At 35.9% G+C, this 22,670-nt stretch carries 23 protein-coding genes; 13 read left to right on the top strand and 10 right to left on the bottom strand.

Annotation, left to right across the window (positions count from 1 at the left end):
• Positions 1–679: 679 nt before the first annotated feature.
• Together B6A32_RS13970 and B6A32_RS13965 are read right to left on the bottom strand one after the other, a co-directional pair.
• Positions 680–1,330, bottom strand: a complete 651-nt coding sequence (locus B6A32_RS13970; RefSeq protein ID WP_085305124.1) for a GNAT family N-acetyltransferase — start codon at positions 1,328–1,330, stop codon at positions 680–682.
• Positions 1,331–1,566: 236 nt separating this feature from the next.
• Positions 1,567–2,460, bottom strand: coding sequence for a choice-of-anchor H family protein (locus tag B6A32_RS13965; protein ID WP_085305122.1), 894 nt, complete (start codon positions 2,458–2,460; stop codon positions 1,567–1,569).
• A gap of 220 nt (positions 2,461–2,680) precedes the next feature.
• Here B6A32_RS13965 and B6A32_RS13960 point away from each other — a divergent pair, with 220 nt between their 5' ends.
• The 4 genes from B6A32_RS13960 (at position 2,681) to B6A32_RS13945 (ending at position 6,723) form a co-directional block, all read left to right on the top strand.
• Positions 2,681–2,992 (top strand): PepSY domain-containing protein, encoded by a 312-nt coding sequence (locus B6A32_RS13960; RefSeq protein ID WP_085305120.1) that lies wholly within the window; start codon positions 2,681–2,683, stop codon positions 2,990–2,992.
• A 3-nt stretch (positions 2,993–2,995) separates the two neighbouring features.
• The gene (locus B6A32_RS13955) at positions 2,996–3,679 is read left to right on the top strand and encodes a response regulator transcription factor (protein WP_085305118.1); all 684 of its coding nucleotides are present in this window, start codon (positions 2,996–2,998) and stop codon (positions 3,677–3,679) included.
• A gap of 120 nt (positions 3,680–3,799) precedes the next feature.
• Complete coding sequence (locus B6A32_RS13950; RefSeq protein ID WP_085305282.1) at positions 3,800–5,116, top strand: ATP-binding protein; 1,317 nt, start codon at positions 3,800–3,802, stop codon at positions 5,114–5,116.
• Positions 5,117–5,271: 155 nt separating this feature from the next.
• The gene (locus B6A32_RS13945) at positions 5,272–6,723 is read left to right on the top strand and encodes a DUF3300 domain-containing protein (protein WP_158088494.1); all 1,452 of its coding nucleotides are present in this window, start codon (positions 5,272–5,274) and stop codon (positions 6,721–6,723) included.
• 84 nt (positions 6,724–6,807) lie between these two features.
• On the opposite strand, the gene B6A32_RS13940 is transcribed toward B6A32_RS13945, so the two are convergent.
• On the bottom strand, positions 6,808–7,164 hold the full coding sequence (locus tag B6A32_RS13940; RefSeq protein ID WP_085305280.1) for a DUF3192 domain-containing protein: 357 nt from the start codon (positions 7,162–7,164) through the stop codon (positions 6,808–6,810).
• A gap of 171 nt (positions 7,165–7,335) precedes the next feature.
• Here B6A32_RS13940 and B6A32_RS13935 point away from each other — a divergent pair, with 171 nt between their 5' ends.
• Positions 7,336–7,647 carry a hypothetical protein gene (locus tag B6A32_RS13935; RefSeq protein ID WP_085305114.1) on the top strand — a complete coding sequence of 104 codons (312 nt, stop codon included), beginning with the start codon at positions 7,336–7,338 and terminating at the stop codon, positions 7,645–7,647.
• Between the two features lie 75 nt (positions 7,648–7,722).
• On the opposite strand, the gene syd is transcribed toward B6A32_RS13935, so the two are convergent.
• Positions 7,723–8,304 (bottom strand): SecY-interacting protein, encoded by a 582-nt coding sequence (syd, locus tag B6A32_RS13930; RefSeq protein WP_085305112.1) that lies wholly within the window; start codon positions 8,302–8,304, stop codon positions 7,723–7,725.
• Between the two features lie 73 nt (positions 8,305–8,377).
• Between syd and queF the strand changes: the two genes are divergently transcribed.
• The 7 genes from queF to B6A32_RS13895 all read left to right on the top strand — a co-directional run bounded on the left by queF (position 8,378) and on the right by B6A32_RS13895 (position 16,959).
• Entirely contained in the window at positions 8,378–9,229 is an 852-nt protein-coding gene (gene queF / locus B6A32_RS13925) for an NADPH-dependent 7-cyano-7-deazaguanine reductase QueF (RefSeq protein ID WP_085305110.1), read from the top strand.
• Positions 9,230–9,662: 433 nt separating this feature from the next.
• The gene (locus B6A32_RS13920) at positions 9,663–11,303 is read left to right on the top strand and encodes a GGDEF domain-containing protein (RefSeq protein WP_085305108.1); all 1,641 of its coding nucleotides are present in this window, start codon (positions 9,663–9,665) and stop codon (positions 11,301–11,303) included.
• Between the two features lie 20 nt (positions 11,304–11,323).
• Positions 11,324–12,670 carry a nucleotide 5'-monophosphate nucleosidase PpnN gene (gene ppnN, locus B6A32_RS13915; protein ID WP_085305106.1) on the top strand — a complete coding sequence of 449 codons (1,347 nt, stop codon included), beginning with the start codon at positions 11,324–11,326 and terminating at the stop codon, positions 12,668–12,670.
• Positions 12,671–12,674: 4 nt separating this feature from the next.
• Entirely contained in the window at positions 12,675–13,496 is an 822-nt protein-coding gene (xni, locus tag B6A32_RS13910) for a flap endonuclease Xni (RefSeq protein ID WP_085305103.1), read from the top strand.
• A 197-nt stretch (positions 13,497–13,693) separates the two neighbouring features.
• Entirely contained in the window at positions 13,694–14,071 is a 378-nt protein-coding gene (locus B6A32_RS13905; RefSeq protein WP_085305101.1) for a DUF3192 domain-containing protein, read from the top strand.
• A 421-nt stretch (positions 14,072–14,492) separates the two neighbouring features.
• Positions 14,493–15,500 carry an isocitrate dehydrogenase gene (locus B6A32_RS13900; RefSeq protein ID WP_085305099.1) on the top strand — a complete coding sequence of 336 codons (1,008 nt, stop codon included), beginning with the start codon at positions 14,493–14,495 and terminating at the stop codon, positions 15,498–15,500.
• A gap of 616 nt (positions 15,501–16,116) precedes the next feature.
• Entirely contained in the window at positions 16,117–16,959 is an 843-nt protein-coding gene (locus B6A32_RS13895) for a hypothetical protein (protein ID WP_143327911.1), read from the top strand.
• A gap of 163 nt (positions 16,960–17,122) precedes the next feature.
• Here the strand turns inward: B6A32_RS13895 and rlmM are convergent, their stop codons facing one another.
• From rlmM to B6A32_RS13875, 4 genes are read right to left on the bottom strand one after another with little or no spacing between them, the layout of a single operon-like run.
• Entirely contained in the window at positions 17,123–18,208 is a 1,086-nt protein-coding gene (gene rlmM / locus B6A32_RS13890; protein ID WP_085305095.1) for a 23S rRNA (cytidine(2498)-2'-O)-methyltransferase RlmM, read from the bottom strand.
• A gap of 5 nt (positions 18,209–18,213) precedes the next feature.
• Complete coding sequence (locus B6A32_RS13885; protein WP_085305093.1) at positions 18,214–18,615, bottom strand: DUF423 domain-containing protein; 402 nt, start codon at positions 18,613–18,615, stop codon at positions 18,214–18,216.
• Positions 18,593–19,294, bottom strand: a complete 702-nt coding sequence (locus tag B6A32_RS13880; protein WP_233131426.1) for an alpha/beta family hydrolase — start codon at positions 19,292–19,294, stop codon at positions 18,593–18,595. Before B6A32_RS13880 ends, B6A32_RS13885 begins: the two co-directional genes overlap by 23 nt.
• Positions 19,291–20,208, bottom strand: coding sequence for a transcriptional regulator GcvA (locus B6A32_RS13875; protein WP_085305091.1), 918 nt, complete (start codon positions 20,206–20,208; stop codon positions 19,291–19,293). The genes B6A32_RS13880 and B6A32_RS13875 overlap by 4 nt, the downstream gene beginning before the upstream one ends.
• Before the next feature lie 282 nt (positions 20,209–20,490).
• Here B6A32_RS13875 and B6A32_RS13870 point away from each other — a divergent pair, with 282 nt between their 5' ends.
• Positions 20,491–20,757, top strand: coding sequence for a hypothetical protein (locus B6A32_RS13870; RefSeq protein WP_085305089.1), 267 nt, complete (start codon positions 20,491–20,493; stop codon positions 20,755–20,757).
• A gap of 107 nt (positions 20,758–20,864) precedes the next feature.
• On the opposite strand, the gene B6A32_RS13865 is transcribed toward B6A32_RS13870, so the two are convergent.
• Positions 20,865–21,524 (bottom strand): thiopurine S-methyltransferase, encoded by a 660-nt coding sequence (locus B6A32_RS13865; protein ID WP_085305087.1) that lies wholly within the window; start codon positions 21,522–21,524, stop codon positions 20,865–20,867.
• A gap of 41 nt (positions 21,525–21,565) precedes the next feature.
• Positions 21,566–22,615 (bottom strand): protease SohB, encoded by a 1,050-nt coding sequence (sohB, locus tag B6A32_RS13860; protein WP_085305085.1) that lies wholly within the window; start codon positions 22,613–22,615, stop codon positions 21,566–21,568.
• Positions 22,616–22,670: the final 55 nt, after the last annotated feature.

Raw genomic sequence — 22,670 nt, 5'->3', positions numbered from 1 at the left:
GTTTGAAAATTTGGTGTTCTAAGTTGATTGCGATTATATCTGGGTTATCATCAAGAATATAAAGAATATTTCACTGAATTTTAAGCAAAAAAAAGCGGTTCGTTGAACCGCTTTTCTATAACTAGCTTATATGCATCCTGCATAAATATATAATGATCCCGCTTCATCCATAAAGAGCTTTTCCTTAGCGTTTCCTAGCAAATCATTTGCTGTCCATATTATCCTTAAAAGTAACTGTCCTAGTTACATCAATTGTCTGTTCTTATCATCCTGATAACAATTCCTTGACAATTTATCCATCTATCCTTGTGAGACATCCTATCTCTTTGCTAATCTAAGCATCCTATCGGTTATCCCTGCCGTTGTTTGCAATCCCTTTGTCTTCCTGACAGTGAATATATTAGACTAAGCACTAATTTAAAAAAGTAACTTGTATATAAATAAACGCACCTTCTTTTTTCTGCCATCCAAAATTTAAAATTAAATAAGCAAAAACAATACCTTAAAAACTAACGGAGAGTTTAACATCACATAGAAAACTTTATATCCTACAGCAATGTAAGATATATCTCACATGAGTAAGGAACATTTGGCGGGAAAATAAAACATCAATCAACGGGCGATTTATCGCTCTAAATCTAGAGATGATTAAAGCGATATATACGGTGAGTTACTAAACTTAACAGTCAGGAGTTTCGCGATAATAAACCATTAAAGAGCCTGAAACATTACCTACTTCTACTTCCTCTATAAACTGGTAATTAACATCATTAAAGAAGTTTTTATATTTTTTACTGGTGGCATATACCGCAACACCTTCACTTTCAGTATGCTCACTAAGTATAGTATTTACCGCTGCCATTAAGTAATGACCAAAGCCATGATGTTGATGTAAGGGGTGAATGGCGATAAAAGATAGCATGTGAAATTTTTTCAAAGGCACCGCAGCTAAAACAATTTTCTCTTTTTCAATCATTTGTTTCGTACTGAAGTATCCGGCGCCAAGTAACATTTTTAAGCGCCAATGCCAAAAACGTTCAGAGGTTACACCTTCTTCAGGGTTATTTAAACATGCAACCCCAACAATAGTTTCACCTAAATATAAACCAATCATAGGTTGTTTGGCTTGCCAAAAAGCGTTTAGTTCTTCACGAATAGCTGCTCGTAAACGTTGCTCGTAATCACTTTTATCTGATGAAAATATTTCAAGAAATACAGGGTCATCATGATACGCTTGGTAAAGTAATGATGCTGCTAACTTTAAGTCTTCAGCAGAAAGGTAAGCGGCTTTTATATCAACTTGATTACTATTTATGGCATCTGATGACATCTAAAATTCCTCATAAATGATGAAAATTGTTATTATTTTTATTTCTTCACCATATCAGGATATAAGAAATAAGGTCAAATTTTATCAATTTTTCTCAAAATAATATCAGGCAGCCAACCTTAGTAATTAATCAGCATAGAACTTATTCATACCAAATCGGTAACTTACGTGTTTTACTTTTTATCTGTAAAAGTGAAGAGTTAATAAATCAACTTGGTATGATCTTATTAAAGCTATTACTGAGCAAAAACGCGACGAAAGCAAAGTGCCACGACAATAAAAGCTAACAGTACAGCGCTACCTCCGCCATGCTCACTATAATACTCAACTTCTATATATTCAGGATCAAAATCACTACTTTCTAATGGCAAGGCATAAAGTTCATTACTATCATTTGAGCTGTATGTTGCTACTACATCACTATAACCAGCTTCATATAAGTCAATTAATACATCATAATTATTAGGTCTGTAGCCTGACGCTAATTGAGTAATAACTTCAAACTCATCATCTGACGCATCACCCGTTATTACGAAGTCATCAGTAGAGAAATATAAAACCCAAGGACCGCCATTCTCACTTAAATATAAATCGGCATAAACAACAGCTTGGTCATTAATTATTGGAGACAATATATCGGCATCGAAAGTCACGCTAAAGGTCTGGAAATACCCGTCTTCATCAATATCTTCGATAAGTTGGCTGTAAGCATTATAAATAGAGAAGCTGTAATATAGCGCTGAGTTGCGCTCTATATCAGTTTGCTCCGAATGCTTTATTGCATTTTTTGATGATAATGCATTCATTTCCTGTTTGCGCGCAAGAGCGACATCCGCTCGCTTCATACCTTTATAAGTTAAAGTTTTAAATCGGTTGCTGTTAATGGCTTTAGTGACTTCATGCTTTTTCTCTTGCGCGGTAAGGTTATTTTTTATCCCTCCAAAAGAATGACTAGCTAGTTCAGCGTTCATTGATAATTCAGCAAAGGACATTGGGCTTAATAGTAAAAATAGTGCAGCAAGATTGGCTGCTAAAGCTTTACCCAAGATTCTGTTCAAACTTACTTTATCACTGCTATAAGTTGCATTATTGAATTTACTGAATATTTTTTTGAAAATGTGATTAAACATAAGAATAGCCTCTATTTATAGTATGGCTTTCATTAAACCTCAGTGAATCTGAACTGAAGCTGAACACTAAAACAAACTACAGATCTATTCTCTTCTTTAATCATGGCGATATTCATGTTCATAGACCGTTCAGTTTAGCTGCTTTAAAATAACACTTACTTGGATTACCGCATTCAATATTTTACACTGTCTGATAACGTAGTTTTAAGAAGGTACTTAAATGAAAAAACACTTATTTGTTCTAAGCGTAATAGCTTCATTATTAGCATCCCCTGTTTTTGCTAAAATTAATGCCGTACCTCATAGTATGACGATACAGCAGGTTAATTATGATCAACCAAACAATGGCAAAGCAATTAGCGCTCAGCAAGCGGCTCGCATTGTAAAAGGTAAATTCGGCGGTAAAGTTTTAAAAGTAAACAGCAGTGGATCTAAAAAGAAACCTAGCTATCGAGTTAAATTACTTAAAGATAACGGTCATGTAATTTCTGTTACGGTGGACGGGCAGTCTGGCCGTGTTTCAGGATATTAACTCATGAGAATATTACTTATAGAAGACGATGAAACCCTGCAACTACATGTAAAAGAACATTTAATAACTGCAAACTACAGTGTTGACGTGGCTAATGATGGTGAGTCAGGCTTATTTCAAGGACAAGAGTTTCCATACGATGCCGCTATTATCGATTTAGGTTTACCTAAGTTAGACGGCGTTAGCGTTATAAAGTCTTTACGTGAACAAGGCTTTGTTTATCCTATATTAATCCTTACCGCGCGTGGCAGTTGGCAAGATAAAGTCTCAGGACTAGATGCCGGAGCAGACGACTACTTAACGAAACCATTTCATATTGAAGAGTTATTAGCACGGCTAAATGCGCTAATACGTCGCAGCACAGGACAAGCTAGCCCTTTAATTGAAAATGGTCCTTTTACAATTAACACTGCAAGTATGCAAGTTAGCGTAGACAAAAATGTAATATCTTTAAGCAGTTATGAGTACAAACTATTTGAATATCTGATGCATCATTTAGGGGAAGTAAAATCAAAAACACAACTAACCGAGCATATTTATGATCAAGACTTTGATTTGGACTCTAATGTTATTGAAGTGTTTATTCGCCGATTAAGAAAAAAACTTGATCCCGACAATCAATATCAGTTTATCGAAACATTACGTGGCCAAGGCTATCTTTTAAAAGACTTATCTCACTTAAATTAATTTTTTCACTGGTGTATTTCCTTCTCTAAAATATAAAAAGAAAGGCAGGCTAAGTTGTTTAATTCGCTAAAAAAATCATTTAACTCACTAAAAACAAGAGTGCTATTTAGCGCCTTGTTAATGATTTTTATTTTATTACCCATTGTCGGGTTAATTATAAGTAATGCTTATGAAAAACATATGGTGGCTAGTTTAGAAAATGAGCTTTCAGCCTATTCTTATTCTATTTTAGCGATAATCGAAGTCGAAAATAATACCCTCGTAATGCCCGAGCAATTATTAGAAAACCAATTTAACGTAAGCCAATCAGGCTTATATGCCGTACTCACTTCTAACTCAACATTACTGACACAAAATTCACCACTAAATGGAGCACAAGTAACAGGAAAACTTTGGAGTTCACAATCTTTACTTGCACCATGGCAGCCGGAAAACTTTAAACAGCCATTACTCGGACAAAGCCTTTTTTACGAAGCCGAAATTGACAACGACACACACTTTTTCTACAGCTTAAGTGTTAGTTTTGGTAGTGAATCACAACCTTTTCCAATGACTTTGCATATAATAAAGCAACAAAACAGCTTAACCCAGATGATGACAGAGTTTCATCATCAACTTTTATTAGGCTTAGCTGGCTTAATGCTAGTGCTATTGATAATTCAATATCTTTGGTCAGTATGGACCTTACAACCCTTAGAGAACTTAAGAAATGAACTGAGTGATGTTGAACAAGGCAATAGCCAACGTCTTACGCGGAGTTATCCAACTGAATTAACACAAGTTACCGAACAATTAAATCTGTTATTAAGTGCCGAGCAACAACAGCGACTACGATACAGAAATGCCCTTTCTGATCTTGCTCACAGCTTAAAAACTCCCTTAGCCGTAATGCAAACTCAAAAAGAGTTGTCAGCATTAACGCATGAGCAGCTCAATATTATTAACGTCATAATAGAGCATCAACTTCGCAAAGCACAAAGTGCTGGGCAATCGTCTTGGCATCTGGGTACAGCGGCAGCACCCGCAGCGCAAAAATTAATTAATAGTCTCAGTAAAATATATCAAGAAAAATCACTCATTTTCACGGTCAACATTCCATCTAACATTAATTTTAAAGGCGATGAGGCCGATCTTTTAGAGATACTTGGAAACCTACTTGATAATGCTTGTAAAGCCGCACATGAAAAAATACAACTTGAAATAAAACTTAGTAGCAATAACTTAACTATGGTTATTGAAGATGACGGCAGAGGCATAGCACCAGCACTTAGAGACGATATATTACAACGTGGAACTCGTGCTGATACTTACCAGCACGGCCATGGTATTGGCTTAGCCATAGTAAGAGATTTAGTAAAAAGTTACCAAGGTACCATGCTGATAGCATCATCTGAACAGCTTAAAGGGGCAAAATTTACGTTAAACTTCCCGCTATAGGTAATTTAATTTTAGGCTTTGCTCGTTTGTTCAGCTAACGTTCAGTTTACAGGGAGTAATATTGTATGCATAACTTAAAAAGTCTCCTTAATGGCTTGCTAAAACTCGCTATTTTACCCAGGGGCTTTCATCAATAGATGTTTAGGAGAAGTAACATGCAAAAAGCTAAACTTAGCAAGTCACTGAACTGTTTACTTATATCACTATCAAGCGCCTTGCTCTTTTCAGCACCAAGCGTAGCGAATAACACGGCTAGCCCGGTACTAACAAATGTTGAGCAAACGCTTACAGAAAACGTAAACCGTTTTACTGAAGCCGAAATTGAACAAATGCTTGCTCCAATTGCATTATATCCAGACGCTTTACTTAGCCACATTCTAATTGCTTCAACTTATCCTATAGAAGTTGTGGACGCTGAGCGTTGGTTAAGTAAAAACTCACAATTAAGCCCTGAAAATATTGCAGATGCGGCAGAGAGTAAAGATTGGGATGCTAGCGTTAAAGCGCTTCTACCTTTTCATAATATTCTTAAAAAATTAAGTGAAGATTTACGCTGGATGAGCAACTTAGGCGATGCTTTTCTACAAGATGAAGCGCAAGTACTAGTTAGTGTGCAAGCATTACGTCAACAAGCAGACCAAGCCGGCAACCTGAAAAACATGAATAACGTTAATGTGGTTCGTGAAACTAAAACAATTATTATTGAATCAAGCCAGCCCGATGTAATTTATGTACCTTATTATGATACTAGGCTTGTTTACGGAGATTGGCGTTGGAGACATTACCCACCAATATATTGGCATCAACCCGTTCATTATGTATCGCATCATGGTCATTATTACTGGCATAACCCTGTTCACCTGAGCGTTGGTCTATTTTTTGGAGCTGTGCATTGGCACAATCGACATGTAGTGGTTAACCATCATAAATCTCGCTATTACAAACGTCATAGTAAGAAAAAAGTTTCAACAAGTTATCAGGCAAAGCGTTGGCAACATAATCCACGCCATAGGAAAGGTGTGGCTTATCGTAGTACGAAATTACAGAAAAAATATCGTAGCCTAACGCCAAGTGTGCAACATCACAAAGCCGTGCGAGCCAATCAAAAACATTTGTTTAATAAAAATAAACATATTACTAAACAAGTTAATAACAAATATAAGCCTGAATATAACACTGGTAGAAGTGACAAAATCAAACAAAAACTACAGGTAAACCGTGCGATTAAAGTAGACAAAAAAAATGCGTCAATTAAACATCAACCTTATGCAGGAAAAAATTGGCACAAATCTAAAGTTGATAGCAAACAGGTTAAAAAAGTAAGAAAAGTAGAGTCTGCTAAGTCATCAAAGAAGTATTATGCTAGCAAACATCAAGCAGTAAAAAGTAGCCATAAGCAAGTTAAAAGTCGACAAAGTGAAAAGGTAATAAGTCATCGTAAAAGTTCAGAGAAAAATTACGCTAAACCGATCTCAACAACGAAGAAAACTTATCAACCAAGACACAGTGCAAAAAGTGAAAAAACTATCAGCAAGCGCTCTTTTGAAAATAAACAAAGAAGTCGCAATAACAGTTCACATCGAAGTAAAAGTAAACGAGAAAATTAACCTTCAATGGTAAGTAAAAAAGGGCGATATCAATAAACGATATCGCCCTTTCTATAAAGTAAATTAGCTAATTTTCTGGTTAAATTAAAGCCCTTGCTCTATTGCCGTTAAATTGTTGTCTACAAAAACTAACTTGGTACATTCATCTTTAGTAGTTAAGCCATCTTTGTGTAAACGTTGAGTGCGGTAATAAACTACTTTTATTGTTTTTCCATCATCCAAATAAGACTCATTAAAATCAGCAACGCCCATGACACGGGAAACATCAGAAAATGTCGTGTTTAGTTGCAGATCAGCAATTTTTTTTCTATTTTTAAACTCTCTATCATCAAAGTCTCCCGACATAGAATGACCATCTTCGCCACCAACAGCGATAACACAACCCGTTAAGCTCATCGATAGTGGTGCGATTATAAGTAATGCTAATAACGATTTTTTCATTTGTTCTTCTCTCATCAAAAGTAATAGTGTTAAAAACTTATTTGCAAATGCCAAACCACTTCTATAACTAATTGATAAAAATAGAGTTTAATAATAAAACTCAAAACAAAGCAAGACACAGTTAGTAATATTCGCTAAAATATTGTCTCTTTAACACATGAGTTAAGCTTAATGACTATATTTGATGAAATTTCCATCATAGCTAACAAACTTGCCAATGAAGGGAAAGTGCCTAGTGTCGCATTGATAAAAGGACACCTTAGCCAACCCACTCCTTTACCTAAAATTATTGCCGCTTTAAAAAACTGGCATCACGATCCTGATTTTATAAAAACTACGGATAAAAATGAAGAAGCTAATCCAAACATTGAAAGTGGTCGTGATCATAAAGAACTTAACAAACTTATCGCTGAGGCTATAGCACCATTACAACAAGAAATAGCTGAACTAAAAATACAGGTAAAAGCTTTAATTAATAAATAAGCTAAGTAAGATGACTAAAAAAGGAAAGATATGCATTGTTTTAAATTCAATAACAATGCTATTTTCAGCCATTAATTAGTTATCTTCCATAGCTTGTGGTGGGATCCTTGGCGTAAGCTGTGTCACAAATTCCATCAAATTTTCAGCTATTTTTTTATGAGGCTCACAACCGACTTTTTCCACCCATATTTCACCGGTGTCATTATCTAAAGAGATAATATGATCATCGTCATCTGTGGTAGCAAAAAAAATGGTTAGCTTTTGTTTTAGTTTAGTTTTCATTAAAATATGACCGATAATATTTTCTTGTAAACGCGCGAAATCTTTAGCGCTCCAAGCAAACAACAAAGACAAGTCGCCCTCTGCGCAACTTGCGTCTAAGCTATCACTAAACATAGTAGTAAAGTACTGTTTAATATCTTCATGAAGGGTAATTTCCAATGCTGTTTCAACATTTTCAAAGGTTAAGTTTTCATTAACTTTGATTGGACACCACAATGAAAACTCTTCTTCTTTAATCCCTTGTTCACACGGCGACGGCCAGTCTTCAACCATGTGTGTTATAGGTAAATGTGTAAACCTATTTTCATAAGCTTGTAAGTAATCTTGTGAAAAATGCCACACAAGTTCTTTAAGCGAGTAATTTGATATTTTCATCTAACGACTAATTCCTATAAAATAAAGAAAATTTTATCAGTATTGTAACAACCAGAGAAGAAAATACTCAACAATGAGCACTTATACAAACGCAAAAGAACTCAATAAATTAACCCTTGGTAAAGTAACCGATTATTGTAGCCAATATTCTCCTGCATTACTCCAAGCTGTTCCAAGAAGTCTGAATAGAGATAGTTTAGGTTTAACAGCAGAGAATATTCCTTTTAATGGAGAAGATGTTTGGTATGGTTACGAGCTTTCTTGGTTAAATGATAAAGGCAAACCTGTTGTTGCTGTTGCTGAGTTTACTTTTCCTTGTACTAGCCCAAACATTGTTGAATCAAAATCATTTAAACTTTATTTAAATAGTTTTAATCAAACTAAGTTTTCATCATGGCAGTCTGTAGAATCGGCCTTAATTGAAGATTTGTCGGCTACCGCTGGCGCTAATGCAAAAGTAAAACTCTTTAGCGTTAATAACTGCCCTGCTCTGCAAATACCTGTCGAAAATGCGGTTTGCATAGACGACCTTGATATTGAAATAAATCAATATCAATTAGCCCCTGAGCTATTAGAAAATGCATTAAAGGAGAACGCAGAAGAAGTAACAGAATATTTAGTTTGTCATTTATTAAAATCAAATTGTTTGATCACCAATCAGCCTGACTGGGCAAGTATTTATATTACCTATAGTGGCAAACAAATTTGTCATGCTGCGTTATTAAAATACTTAATTTCGTTTCGACAACATAATGAATTTCATGAACAATGTGTTGAGCGTATATTTTGTGATATTCAACTTTATTGTCAGGTTGAAAGCCTTACTGTATTTGCTCGATATACGCGCAGAGGCGGTTTAGATATAAACCCTTTTCGTTCAACAGAAAAAAAAAACGCACCTTCTTTAAGAACGTTAAGACAATAAACTCAACAAGAAACTGAATGAGTGTTGCTTATTTAACCTGAACTCTGGATAATGAGTGCTTGATACTCAAGTGAATCAAAAGCTTAGGTGGTAAAGTAAATGCTATAGCAAGGTAAACATCACGAATTTACACCATCAATGCTTCATTTTATGCAATTTCCAAGGCAAAACGTTTATGAATAGCGGGCTATTTATCGACGTTTTAACGCAGGTAATGGCTTAAAAGGGAGGATTGAGCAAGTACTGCTTATCCAGTGTTCAGGTTATTTAGACTAACACTCATTAGTTACCTACAAATACTGGCTTTTTATACTGGAATGTTTATTATTAATATATACTGAAAATTAAGCTTTATATTTCTTGTTAAAGCTATATTTTAATTAGCATTAACTTTGCTACTTTTCCATGATGTTGCATTTTAGGGAAGATTAATATGAGCGAAAACTCAGTCGCAGATAAAAATATCAAAGACTTAAAATCACGACTTAAATCTGCTATAAACGCTCGCACTGAATTAGAAAACGAATATAGTGCACAATCAGCCCTACTCACCGGTTTTATTGGTAAACTATCTCAGGCCTGTAAAGGCACAGACATTCTGCTAGATAACAAATTAGCTAAATTAAGAACGACTTTAAAAACAGCGACGAGTTTCACCGAACTCGAAAATGATATAAAAGTTATTTCGACACTACTGCGACAGCACTCTTTAAAAAACGATAAAAGTAGAATAGAAATACATGAGCAACTTAATAGTTCGGGTACTGGCCTTCAAAAACTGAAAAGTTTCCCAAAAGAAAGTCGTCGTCAGCTACAAACATTAATAACTAAGGCTGAAGAAAGTCACGCCTCACTCATTCAATACATTCCATTAATGAGTGAGTTTATCGCTTTCTATGAGAGCATCATAGTTGGGCAAATTAGATTAACGCCTGAACAGCCGAAATCTGCTCACACCAGTAAACACGTCACAATAGATAAAATTAATGCTGTTGAAAGTGAAATTACAACAGAAAATAATAATGCTGAGCAAGAAAAAGCGCCAAAAGAATTATTAGGCCGCTTTAATTCAATTTTAAATACCTTAATTATTTCTAAAAAGCACAACGCTAATATCAATAAAATAAAATTGAGCTTGCACGGTCAAATTTCGAATCAAAATTTAATGACTGAATGTCTTAATGTGTTTGATTTTATGATTGAAGACTTAGAGCAGGAGCGCAGTCGAGCTAAAGTCTTTTTATCAACACTTAGCGATACACTCACTTCTGTTCAAGTTTCAGTAACCGCAACGATTGCAACATCAACTGAATCGAATGAGCAACATGCTAAAATAAATCAAGAACTGACTGAAACAATCAAAGAAGTTAGTATCGGCATTAACGATGCAGGTTCATTATATGAAATAAAAGTTGATGTGAATGATAAAATTCAGCACATAGCTAAAACGTTACAAACCAAAGCTGAATTAGAAGATAGCCAAAATATAGCATTGAATGAACAACTTAAAAGCATGTCAGCAAAGGTTGAAAAACTAGAGCAGCAAAGTAAAGTTTTTGAAAAACGTATACAAGAAGTTCAAGCTAAAAGCTTTCAAGATGCTTTAACTAAATTAGCTAATAGAGCATCATTTGATGAGTTTTTTGCAAAAGAATTGGTTCGATTTCACCACAAACAATTTGACCTCGCTATTGCTGTTATTGACTTAGATGATTTTAAACGTATTAATGATACTTTCGGCCATACTGCGGGCGATAAATCCTTACAAGTTATTGCTGAAACTCTTACAAAAGTCATGGGTATAGATGTTTTTATCTGCCGCTATGGTGGTGAAGAGTTTGTTTTAATCTTTAAAAATGTTGATAAAATCACGGTAATGAATCGTCTCAATATGTTACGTAAGAAAGTAGCGAGTTTACCTTTCACTTTCAAAGGAACTCGGGTCAATATCACGCTATCAATTGGTGTCACTTTAGTTCAAAGAGAAGATATTGTGCACTCCGCTTTCGAACGCGCTGATACCGCCCTATACCGAGCAAAAAATGAAGGTAAAAACAAAGTTGTTTACGGGTAAAATAACGAGGAAGTAGAATTATGCACACTCAAATTAATCCCGTAGGTAAAATGAATTTACTGTCGCAAGCAGAAGTTGATCACTTACAACAATCAGCAACAAGTGAACTCTACAATCTTTTTCGTAATTGTTCGCTTGCAGTGCTTAATGCTGGCAGTCATACCGATAACGCTGAAGATATATACCAACAATTTCAAGATTTTCAAATACAAGTATTACGCCGTGAGCGTGGGGTTAAATTAGCTTTAGATAACCCGCCAAAGCACGCCTTTGTAGATGGTGTAATTATTAAAGGTATTCAAGAACACCTTTCTGTGGTCCTGCGCGATATTTTGTTTATTGGCGACTGTTACACCGCTAACACTAAAGCAACCGATAACCCAACAAATATAATTTTTGATATGTTGCGTAATGCAAATGCCATTATTCCTGATAGCTCTCCTAATTTAATTACTTGTTGGGGTGGTCATTCAATTAACAGTACTGAATATAAATACACCAAAAAAGTAGGTTATCAACTTGGCTTACGCGGTTTTAATATTTGTACAGGTTGTGGGCCAGGTGCAATGAAAGGCCCAATGAAAGGTGCAACATTTGGCCACGCAAAACAACGAATTACGACTGGCCGTTATTTAGGCTTAACTGAGCCTAGTATTATTGCTGCTGAGCCACCAAACCCTATCGTAAATGAATTGGTGATTATGCCTGATATTGAAAAACGCCTTGAAGCTTTTGTGCGTATGTCTCATGGTATTATTATTTTTCCTGGCGGCGCAGGTACAGCAGAAGAATTGCTTTATATCTTGGGTATTATGCTGCACCCCAAAAATAAATCTCAGAAGCTACCTATTATTTTAACGGGTCCAATAGAGAGTGCTGAATATTTTCAGCAGCTTGACACATTTATTGCTGCTACTTTAGGCGAGTCTGCCCAACAACTTTATAAAATTATTATTGACGACCCCGAACAAGTAGCCAAAACCCTAAAAGCAACGACTGAAGATGTAGTTGCACAAAGAAAACTTACGGGCGACTCTTATCATTTTAATTGGTCATTGGTTATCGAAGCTGAATTTCAACAACCCTTTGAACCAAATCATGAAAATATGTCTTCATTAAACCTTCATTTTGAGCAAAGTATTGAGTCTTTGGCTGCTCATTTGCGCCGGGCTTTTTCTGGTATAGTAGCAGGAAATGTTAAAGCAAGTGGTATTAAGGCAATACGTGAAAAAGGTCCTTTTGAAATCAGTGGTGACAATAAAATAATGGCGTTAATGGATACACTTTTAAACTCTTTCGTTGAGCAACAAAGAATGAAGCTTCCTGGCAGCAAATACATACCTTGTTATACTGTTATTGAAGGTTAATTTGATGAGTGTACATTTAGTTTTAATAGATGCGTTAAATTTGATCCGAAGAATTTACGCCGTACAAGAACGACCTTTTTTGTTAAACAATGAATTAGCAGAAAATACCAAGCAGCAAGTTTTATTTAACACCGAAAAAGCATGTGAGCAGGCCTTAAGAAACATAGTAGAACAACTTCAACCTACGCACGCACTGGCTGTTTTTGACTCACAAGCTCCATGTTGGCGGTATGATATTTACCCGGACTATAAAAAAGGCCGAAAAAAAATGCCCGAGCATTTGGCTGATAAGTTAGCGGATATTCAAGACCGTTTTATGAAACACTTTGTTGACTCATTAGTGTCAGAAACTGATGAAGCAGACGACTTAATTGCCACTTTAGCGATTAAAGTGGCATTACGCGGCCAAAATGTAACCATTGTATCTACTGATAAGTGCTTTTTATCCCTGCTGAATCCTAATATTAAGGTATATGACTATTTTAATCGACGATATTTAGACGAGTCATATGTACTAAACAAGTTTAGCGTAAAACCAAATAAGCTAATGGACCTATGGACATTAACGGGAGATAACACCAATAAAATACCAGGCGTTGCGGGTATTGGGCAAGTAACAGCTTCTGAACTTCTTAATAAATATGGCTCTGTTAAAAGCTTAGTTAACGCAACAGATTTAAAGAAAAATATCAGCGAGAAACTTTCACAACATAATGAACAAATATCTCTTAGCCGTAAGTTGCTAACCTTAAAAATAGATATACCACTAGGTTTTAATTTAAAAGATATTAGACTTCCTGGCCAAAATGCACTTGCCAGTACTTAACAATCTGGTAACATCACAACCTGCTGTTGTGTATTGGATTCTCCGCAATTTAACAATATAAACTCTGGTTTAAAACTAAAGACCAATTAAATAGATTAAACAAAAGTAAATTCATTAAACACTCATAATGTTATATCGATTTAATCGGATAACTCAACAACATTAAATACGGTTTGAAATAGTTTCAAGGAATATAAGTGAATAAAAAAGTTATTGCTAGGATCTTAATGGCACTCATAGCATACGGTATATTTGTAGCGCTGGTTGTGAACTTTTATGACGACAGCCCAGCTAAAATGCAATGGGAAGATAGAGAAGCATATAACAGACAATTTATAGCTAAACTTGAATTAAAACAATTCAATTTTAACAGTGCTATCGAGCAATTAGGTAGCCCTGATATCACTGAAGCTAAATTAATAGATGAAACAAGTTATCAGGTAAGCTTTTACCGAACACAGCATGTAAAATCTGACGGTATCACTACTCAAGATGAATGCACCGCATTATTGTTTACTAATGGCATTTTAACCGCTATTGGCAAAACGGCTTACGAACAATTCAAAACACTTTAATCTAGATTAAAAAATTACTCATATACAAAGCTTTAATTTATAAGCTTTCTTTAAGTGCCTACCTGTGTCTTAAAGCATGTGCATTAAAGCATGTGTAACTTAACTTTAGATGAATAAATTTATTACGATACGTTTTGTGTTTGCCACTATTTTAATCAATGCACGCTTATGCCCGGTACTTGTTCAACACAAAAGCAAATTAAGACTAAAGTTTAAGATTAAAATTTACTAACTGCTCGGATTAGTTGCTATAATTACTTGTTCATCATAACTAACTTAACTATACATACATTAGTTAACTATGGTGTACCCATATAATTGGCGTCGCATAAAATATACCCGATTATAATTGCTTTATATTTACCAAAAGCGCGCTCTTCACATCAATTAACAACTGTAATATTCAAAAGGTAGTTTAAAAATGGCAAAACAAATCATAACAGTGATCCCAGGCGACGGAATTGGCCCTGATATTATAGATGCAACAATCAAAGTGCTTGATAAAGCCGGTTGTAATTTTGAGTATGAATATGCTGACGCCGGCCTAACAGCATTAGAAAACCATGGTGATCTAGTGCCAGAATCTACATTGGCTCTGATCGAAAAAAATAAAATAGCGCTTAAAGGCCCATTAACAACACCTGTTGGTGATGGTTTTACCTCTATCAACGTTACATTACGTAAACATTTTCAACTCTATGCCAATGTGCGCCCTGTATTGTCATTTAAAGGTACTAAAGCCCGTTATGAAAATATTGATATCATTACTATCCGAGAAAATACAGAAGGTATGTACTCAGGCCTAGGACAAACACTTTCAGATGATGGTAACTATGCTGAAGCAAGAAGCTTAGTGACACGTGAAGGCGCTGAGCGCATTGTAACTTTTGCCTACGAAACCGCGATTAAAGAAGGTCGTAAAAAAGTAACGGCTGTTCATAAAGCAAATATCTTAAAATCTACTTCAGGCTTATTCCTTAAAGTTGCTCGTGAAGTAGCCGCTCGTTACCCACAAATTGAATCATCAGAAATGATTGTTGATAACTGTTGTATGCAGTTAGTTATGAACCCAGAGCAGTTTGATGTTATCGTAACGACTAACCTCTTTGGTGATATATTATCAGATTTATGTGCTGGTTTAGTTGGTGGCTTAGGTATGGCGCCTGGTGCTAATATCGGTAAAGATTGTGCAATATTTGAAGCCGTACATGGTAGTGCACCTGATATTGCAGGTAAAAACTTGGCTAACCCAACTTCTGTAATTTTAGCGGCAATTCAAATGCTTGAGTACTTGGGCATGGCTGAAAAAGCTGACAATATTCGTCGGGCAATAACAGAAGTTATAGAATCTGGCGACCGAACTACACGAGATCTAGGTGGTACACATGGCACTTCAGATTTTACTCAAGCAGTTTTAGAGCGCTTGTAAACTAACCGTTAGTTTTGTAGACCCCTTTAAAACCAAGTCTTATGACTTGGTTTTTTATGCAAAATTTTCTACACGTTAGATTCGTTTAAGAAGAGTGAATATCAGTAAACAACAATCGCTTAAAACTTTCAACTTCACTTTAAATATCAGTTTCAACATCATTTTCAACATCACTTTCAATCCCCTCCCTGAATTCGCATTTATTAAAACCACCACTATACTATGTAACCTGAACTCTGGATAAGCAGCACTTGCTCAATGTTCCCTTTTAATCCATTTTCTGCGTTAAAACGTCGATAAATAGCGCGCTATTCATAAACGCTTTGCCTTGGAAATGGCATAAAATGAAGCATTGATGATATCTATTCGTGATGTTCACCTGGCTATAGCATTTACTTTATTACCTAAGCTTTTGGTTTACTTGAGTTTCAAGCACTCATTATCCAGAGTTCAGGTTATGTAAAGCTTTATAGCCTATGTTTTCTCATTAGTACTATATAAGCTTAAAACAACTAAAACTGAGCTGCTCCAAGGATGAAAGTAGTTATAGTAATGCAGTTAATTACTCGTTTATCGATTAAAACGCATATTTCTTGGCGCCAAAATATTTTATAAAATGAAACAAAAGGACTTTGTTATGACCCGATTAAATTTAAAACTTCTTGTCTTACTACTTATGTTTTTACATGTAGGTAATAGCCAAGCGTCATTAATAAGTTATGACTTATTAGCACCTGACACATCAACAAATATCAATTATACCAATAACTTCAGTAATGCTTTTAGTAGCAATCAAGATGGTTTTCAAATATACCAACAAGCTGTAGATCTCAATATCCCCCTGGCGTTATTAGATCAAAGCACGGTTAATGCTTCTGATAATTTAGGCATAGTAAAAAGCGCTAACAATAAACCATTTTTTGGTATTGTCGATACTGTCAACTCAGATAACCCAACTAATGATGCTATAGCAAGTTGGAAAATAAATATTGTCAATTTATCAGCTATTACATTTTTAACTGATATAGCTGCAATGGGAGATTTTGAGAGCAATGATAGATTCGAATGGCGCTATAGTATAGACAATAATCCATTCATTAGTTTATTCCAAGGTGTAACAAATGAAAGTACTTTTCAGGATTACAATTTAGACCTTGGTAATTCAATAACGCTTAACGATCCATTAACGGTTAATTCTATACGCTTAAATAATGAATTTTCGACATTCACTTCATCCATTTTAGCAACAGGGAGTTTATTAACCCTTGAGCTAAACGCTAAAACAAATGGAGGTAGAGAAGTACTGGCTTTTCAAAATGTCGCAATACAAGCTCAAACCATGGCTGTTTCGGTAAGCGAACCTAAAACAGGAGTTATCTTTATACTTGCTTTGCTTTTTCTGTTTGCAAAAGGTTTTTCATCACAACAGTTACATGCTCAGAGAATTAAGCTTTTTTAAGCTAAAAGGCACAACAGAGGTTTTTGCCTTCGCGTTATACTTAAATTAAATATTTAAAAGATAAGTCAATAAATCAAGTTATTAAGGATATGATTCATAAATAAAAACGCCCTAAACTATAAAATAGTTTAGGGCGTTTTGGTATCTGTTAACAATCGATTATTTATAAATCAGTAGGTGGAGCAGAAAGCAACCTTGCATGAACCGTAACTTCTTCACGATCATAATATAAATGTTTTGCGAACAGTTCATATTTAACATTGTATTGAGCAAAGGCATCTTTAATCGTTTGCAAATCTTCATTAACTTGTTGATAACGACCTTTCATAGGCAGTTTCAAGTTAAACATGGCTTCTTGGCAATAGCCTTTTAATAGCCACTCACTCATCAGCTTTGCAACACGTTGAGGCTTTTCAATCATGTCACACACTAACCAATAAACGTTTTTCTTTTGTGGTAAGTATTTAAAGCCGTCCATTGTGCGATGCTTTACTTGACCCGTTTCCATTAATGACTCTGCCATAGGGCCGTTATCAATTGATGTAACCATCATGCCACGACGTACTAATTGATAAGTCCAACCACCAGGTGCAGCACCTAAATCAACCGCATTCATGCCAGATGTTAAACGAATATCCCATTCATCTTTTGGAATGAAGTATAGAAAGGCTTCGTCTAGTTTTAACGTTGAGCGACTTGGTGCAGCGTTAGGAAATTTTAAACGTGGAATACCCATAACATGCGGTGAAGTATTACGCGCTAAAGAAAAGCCGAAGATGACTTCTTTGCCTGATAAAAACAACGCATGCAGAACAGCGCCATCTTTATTACCCTTTTCAGTCAGTATTTTTTCTTTTCTTAATGCTTGTCGCAATGGAACCGCTAACTTACGACAGAATTTAGACAGTTCTTTACCGTCGTTAGTATCTGGGGTTTCCATCCGTAAATCAGCATACTGCCATTCTTTGCCTAAAGCTTCTACAATGGCTTCAACGCGATTATAATCTGGCAAGTCAATTTTATCAGTCACCGTAACGAACCACTGGCGAGCAAAAATAAGCCTACGTAATGGAATTTTCTCCATTAAGGCTTCGCCTTCTTCAGGGTTATTAAGATGAAAATAAACCACGCCTTGGTTCTTACTCAGTTCTAAGTAACCGTAGACTTCATTCCATGAAGCTTTTTCTTGAATTTCTGCGCCACATTCTTTTTCAAATCCGGGGCGACAATAGAGCACTATTGCAGTCATATTGATTAATTACCTAACTTTTGGTCAAACATTTTAGTACCTGCAAATCCGACCAATAGCCATGCAAGTGCAAATGACAGGCCGCCAAATGGCGCCAGTTTTCCAATACTCAACACTTCGAATATAGTTTTGATATACAAACTGCCACTAAAAAAAACGATACCGAATGCAAATAAACCACCTGCAATCAATAATATAACCATAGAATGAAGCTTGTATAAGATAATGGTTAAGCATAACGCCAATGTGTGAAAAAACTGATACGTTAAAGCTGTCATGAGTCGTTCTTGTGACACTACAGGTAGAGATTGTCCACCATGAGCTAACCAAGCGCCGAATAATACAGAAAAACAGCCACTGATACCAACAAATATCATCAGTAGTTTAGCAGCTAGTGTTAATTTCATCGATAAAACTCCCTACTAAACTCACTGCAGCTTGTTGATGTTGTGCTAGGGTTTTACCCGACTTAACCCGAGGCTTTAAATCATGATCGCCATCATCAAAGAAATGTACTTGGCAACGAGGTGATATTTTATAGCTGTTAACTTCTGCTTTACTGCCTAAGGCATCTCTGTCACCTTGCAGTATCAAGACAGGAATTTGGCTTTCTTGCAGCGGTAACAAACGTAACTTTTCTGGCTTTTTTATTGGGTGAAATGGATAACCTAAACAAACCACTCCTTTAATGTTATGCATACCCATAAAAGATTTATTATTTGCTAGCGTTGCCGCTACTCTGCCGCCCATAGATTTTCCACCAATAAATATTGGCAAATCGGTTTTTACATGAGTGATTAATGACTGATAACAATCGATCAATACTGGCATTCTATCAGGTGGTCGCCTTTTGCCATCAAGTTTTCGTTTATCCATATAAGGAAAATTAAAACACAATACATTGAGGCGCTGTTCGTTCATCAGCTGAGTTAATACTTCCATATACTCATGGTTCATATCAGCCCCAGCACCATGGGCGAAAATAACTAAAGCTTTCGCGTTGTCAACTTCAAAAAACATACTACTCATCGTAGCTTCACTGTTTATAGACCCTTTTGGGCTAACCTTTAAGTTATTATTACTCACACCAATTGTCCTTCATCAATTACCGGTTGTTCATCAGCCACAGTTTGTAATACCCATTCTCTAAATGCCGTTATTTTACCTAGTTCTAACTGTTGCTCTCGACAAACGATATAGTATGAATTTTTACTGATTAATACTTCTTTAAAAGGACAAACCAGTCGCCCACTATCAATATCAGGCTTAGCTAGTACACTATGTGCAAGTGCAACGCCCTGCCCGTGAATGGCAGCCTGAAGTACCATAGCAGAATGGCTAAAAATGGGGCCATGATTAACATTCCCTCCTTTAACATTAACGTGCTTAAACCATCGTTTCCAATCACGTCTGGAGGTATCATGCAATAAGGTATGATTTGCTAGATCTTCAATACTGTTTAATGGCTTTTTACCATCAAGTAATAAAGGCGAGCAAACGGGGATCAAATACTCGGTATGCAACTGTTCAGCATGTATGCCTTTCCAACGACCACGGCCATAGTATATAGCCAAATCTACATCTTCAGTTAACGAGTTCTCGGGTTGATCAACCGCTTTAATCCGCACGTCAATATCAGGATGCAATAAATTAAATGTGTTTAATCTAGGTACAAGCCACTGTATTGCAAAACTTGGCTGTAAGCTAACAGTAATAGCGCCTTTTTCACCCCGAGCTAATAACCTTTCAGTGGCATCATGGAGGGCATTAAAAACATCTTTAATATCGAGATAATAAGATTGGCCTTCTTCAGTGAGTAAAAGCGACCTATTCTTACGCATAAATAATTTTATGCCTAAATTGTCTTCCAGTGCTTTTATTTGATGACTGATCGCGGCTTGAGTGACGAATAATTCTTCAGCTGCCTTAGTGAAGCTTAGCTGGCGAGCTGAAGCCTCAAATGCCCTAATAGCGTTTAATGGCGGTAGTCTGTTAGCCAAGATTCACCTTTAAAATATTTATATACTTATTAAAGTTATGCATATTTTATCAAATTAACCGCATAACCATGTCGGATTAGTTTTTCTAATGAATAACATTATAATTAGTCAGTTTAATATTTACCAGCATTACCTTACTATAGCCGCATTAGATGAAGGACTTCATCTTTACCCGGAATTAATCGGTGAGAATCAAACAGGCTCCCAACCCTTGTTTGCAATAGAAAAGAAAGAGTCCCAAAACATCTATAAATACTATTGACGTTTTATTACAGGTGACTTATGAAAAACATTATTAAACTATCAACCATCGCTATGTTCGCTTTAATTGCTAACACTGGCCAAGCAACACAATTAGTAGAAGTACAGGCTATCAACGCTGTTGAGCTGATAGAAACAACTAAATTACATCTAGCACAATCAATTAAATTGAATACGATAGCACTTAACCCTATCGAAAAAACAGCGCGTGCTCAAGTCGCTATGAACGACTCTACAAGCACTGAAAATGTAGATACCATCAGCAAAAGTATCACACTTGCTGAATAAGTTAAATTTACAAACTATAAAGGTGCTCGATGGCACCTTTTTTTGTTAGTTCACTTCAAAGTTAACTTATCATTCAACCCCACTCTATTTGACTAAAGTGAGTCAGCTTAGGTTTTATCTTTGCGTGAAATAACATAAAGCTTCTCAAGTAAATAGTCGACATCAAACTGCCTTTGAGCAAATTGCTTATCTTTAATCTCATGTGTTGCAATATATTCAATGTTAAAGTCAGAGAATAGACTATTCACGTCAGCTTCGGTTACCGCGAACGGCGGACCGCTTAATTGTGCCTGTGGAAACTCCACTGTTACTAAAAACAGACGAGTTTGCGATGAAAAAAACGTTTTTAGATGTTCTACGTATTTCTGCTGCATAACCTTGGGTAGTGCAATTAGCGCTGCACGATCATATATCCAATCGAGATTACCGATTAAATCAGGTGTCAGCTTAAAATAATCACCTTGTAATAAGGTAAGCTGCCGGCAAGTATAATGCTCGTACTCGCCTAGCTTTTGCTGTTTAAAGGGAAGATTGTTTTCGACAAAAAAGTCTTTGCAGGCAATGGCACTTAATTCATTACCTGTTACCTTCATCAGTCGAGCTAAGTAGCTCATATCGAGTGTTTTACCACATAAAGGTACAAAAACATGCTTATCTGTAGATACCAGCATTTTCTCGAAATACTGAGTTAGAAACGGGTGCACAACATGTTGGTGAAAACCTAGCATGTTGCGCTCCCAGCATTTATGCCAAAAACTATTTTCCATAGTGATTATGTCATTTGCATTTTTAGAACCGAGTTAAACGATTAGCCCGGAAATATGCGGTTGTTTTGCCAAACTTTACTGATGATTGCATCAAAAGATAAAGATGCCGCTTTTGAGAACTTTTCAGCCAAGCCCTTTTTAGTCGCATACTTAATTTGCACTATCTTATGAGATTTACAACGTGCTTGTAAGTAGTCATCACTGGTCTCTAGCTCATCAACAAGACCTAAATCTTTAGCTTGTGTACCAAACCAATGTTCTCCAGTTGCCACTTTAGCAATATCAAGGCTTGGGCGGTGCTCACTAACAAAATTTTTGAAGAGAACGTGTGTTTCTTCTAATTCTTCAACGAATTTTTCACGACCTTTCTCTGTGTTTTCACCAAACATAGTCACCGTGCGTTTAAATTCACCGGCAGTAAATTGTTCAAAGTCTACATCGTTCTTCTTTAATAACTTATGAAAGTTTGGTACTTGGGCAATAACGCCAATTGAACCAATGATAGCAAAGGGTGCAGAAACAATTTTATTAGCAACACATGCCATCATATAACCGCCACTGGCAGCCACTTTATCTACACAGGCAGTAAGCGGAATGTTTTTCTGGCGTACACGATCAAGTTGCGATGCAGCTAAGCCGTAGCCATGTACCATACCGCCGCCGCTTTCTAGACGAACAAATACTTCATCGCTCGGTTTTGCAACGGTTAATATAGCGCTTATTTCTTCACGCAACGAACCTACTTCTTTTGCGTCGATGCTGCCATTAAAATCTACGACAAACAGACGTGGAGTTTCAGTTTTTTCTTCGCTGTCGTCTTTACTTGCTTTTTTAGCAATTTTTGCTTGTTCTTTTTCAGCTTTCTTATCTTTTTTCTCTTTTTCTTTTAGTGCTTCTTTTGACAATAAGTGATGAATAATATCATCTTCAACTTCGCTGTATTGTTCAGATAAGTCGGTAATTTCTAAATCACCTTTTTTGCCGCCTTGTTTCATTGCTGACGATGCAATAGCAATAATAATCGCAATAACTGCTATAACAAATGTAATAGCTTTCGCTAAAAACAAACCGTATTCATACAAAAATTCCAATGTTTTTCTCCTAAACAACAAATTTACTTATTTTGGTTCTGTTGTTGTGTATTAA

Source organism: Colwellia polaris (assembly GCF_002104515.1).
Lineage (GTDB): Bacteria > Pseudomonadota > Gammaproteobacteria > Enterobacterales > Alteromonadaceae > Cognaticolwellia > Cognaticolwellia polaris.
Note: the sequence above shows the minus strand (reverse complement) of the source record. Positions and strands in the feature narration are given on the sequence as shown.

Coding starts and splice junctions, on each gene's coding strand:
- xni (WP_085305103.1), top strand. CDS start 12,675: ATGAGTGTACATTTAGTTTTAATAGATGCGTTAAATTTGATCCGAAGA.
- B6A32_RS13865 (WP_085305087.1), bottom strand. CDS start 21,524: ATGGAAAATAGTTTTTGGCATAAATGCTGGGAGCGCAACATGCTAGGT.
- rlmM (WP_085305095.1), bottom strand. CDS start 18,208: ATGACTGCAATAGTGCTCTATTGTCGCCCCGGATTTGAAAAAGAATGT.
- B6A32_RS13940 (WP_085305280.1), bottom strand. CDS start 7,164: ATGAAAAAATCGTTATTAGCATTACTTATAATCGCACCACTATCGATG.
- syd (WP_085305112.1), bottom strand. CDS start 8,304: ATGAAAATATCAAATTACTCGCTTAAAGAACTTGTGTGGCATTTTTCA.
- B6A32_RS13900 (WP_085305099.1), top strand. CDS start 14,493: ATGGCAAAACAAATCATAACAGTGATCCCAGGCGACGGAATTGGCCCT.
- B6A32_RS13885 (WP_085305093.1), bottom strand. CDS start 18,615: ATGAAATTAACACTAGCTGCTAAACTACTGATGATATTTGTTGGTATC.
- B6A32_RS13935 (WP_085305114.1), top strand. CDS start 7,336: ATGACTATATTTGATGAAATTTCCATCATAGCTAACAAACTTGCCAAT.
- B6A32_RS13960 (WP_085305120.1), top strand. CDS start 2,681: ATGAAAAAACACTTATTTGTTCTAAGCGTAATAGCTTCATTATTAGCA.
- B6A32_RS13955 (WP_085305118.1), top strand. CDS start 2,996: ATGAGAATATTACTTATAGAAGACGATGAAACCCTGCAACTACATGTA.
- B6A32_RS13895 (WP_143327911.1), top strand. CDS start 16,117: ATGAAACAAAAGGACTTTGTTATGACCCGATTAAATTTAAAACTTCTT.
- B6A32_RS13970 (WP_085305124.1), bottom strand. CDS start 1,330: ATGTCATCAGATGCCATAAATAGTAATCAAGTTGATATAAAAGCCGCT.
- B6A32_RS13920 (WP_085305108.1), top strand. CDS start 9,663: ATGAGCGAAAACTCAGTCGCAGATAAAAATATCAAAGACTTAAAATCA.
- B6A32_RS13950 (WP_085305282.1), top strand. CDS start 3,800: ATGATTTTTATTTTATTACCCATTGTCGGGTTAATTATAAGTAATGCT.
- B6A32_RS13965 (WP_085305122.1), bottom strand. CDS start 2,460: ATGTTTAATCACATTTTCAAAAAAATATTCAGTAAATTCAATAATGCA.
- B6A32_RS13870 (WP_085305089.1), top strand. CDS start 20,491: ATGAAAAACATTATTAAACTATCAACCATCGCTATGTTCGCTTTAATT.
- queF (WP_085305110.1), top strand. CDS start 8,378: ATGAGCACTTATACAAACGCAAAAGAACTCAATAAATTAACCCTTGGT.
- ppnN (WP_085305106.1), top strand. CDS start 11,324: ATGCACACTCAAATTAATCCCGTAGGTAAAATGAATTTACTGTCGCAA.
- B6A32_RS13945 (WP_158088494.1), top strand. CDS start 5,272: ATGCAAAAAGCTAAACTTAGCAAGTCACTGAACTGTTTACTTATATCA.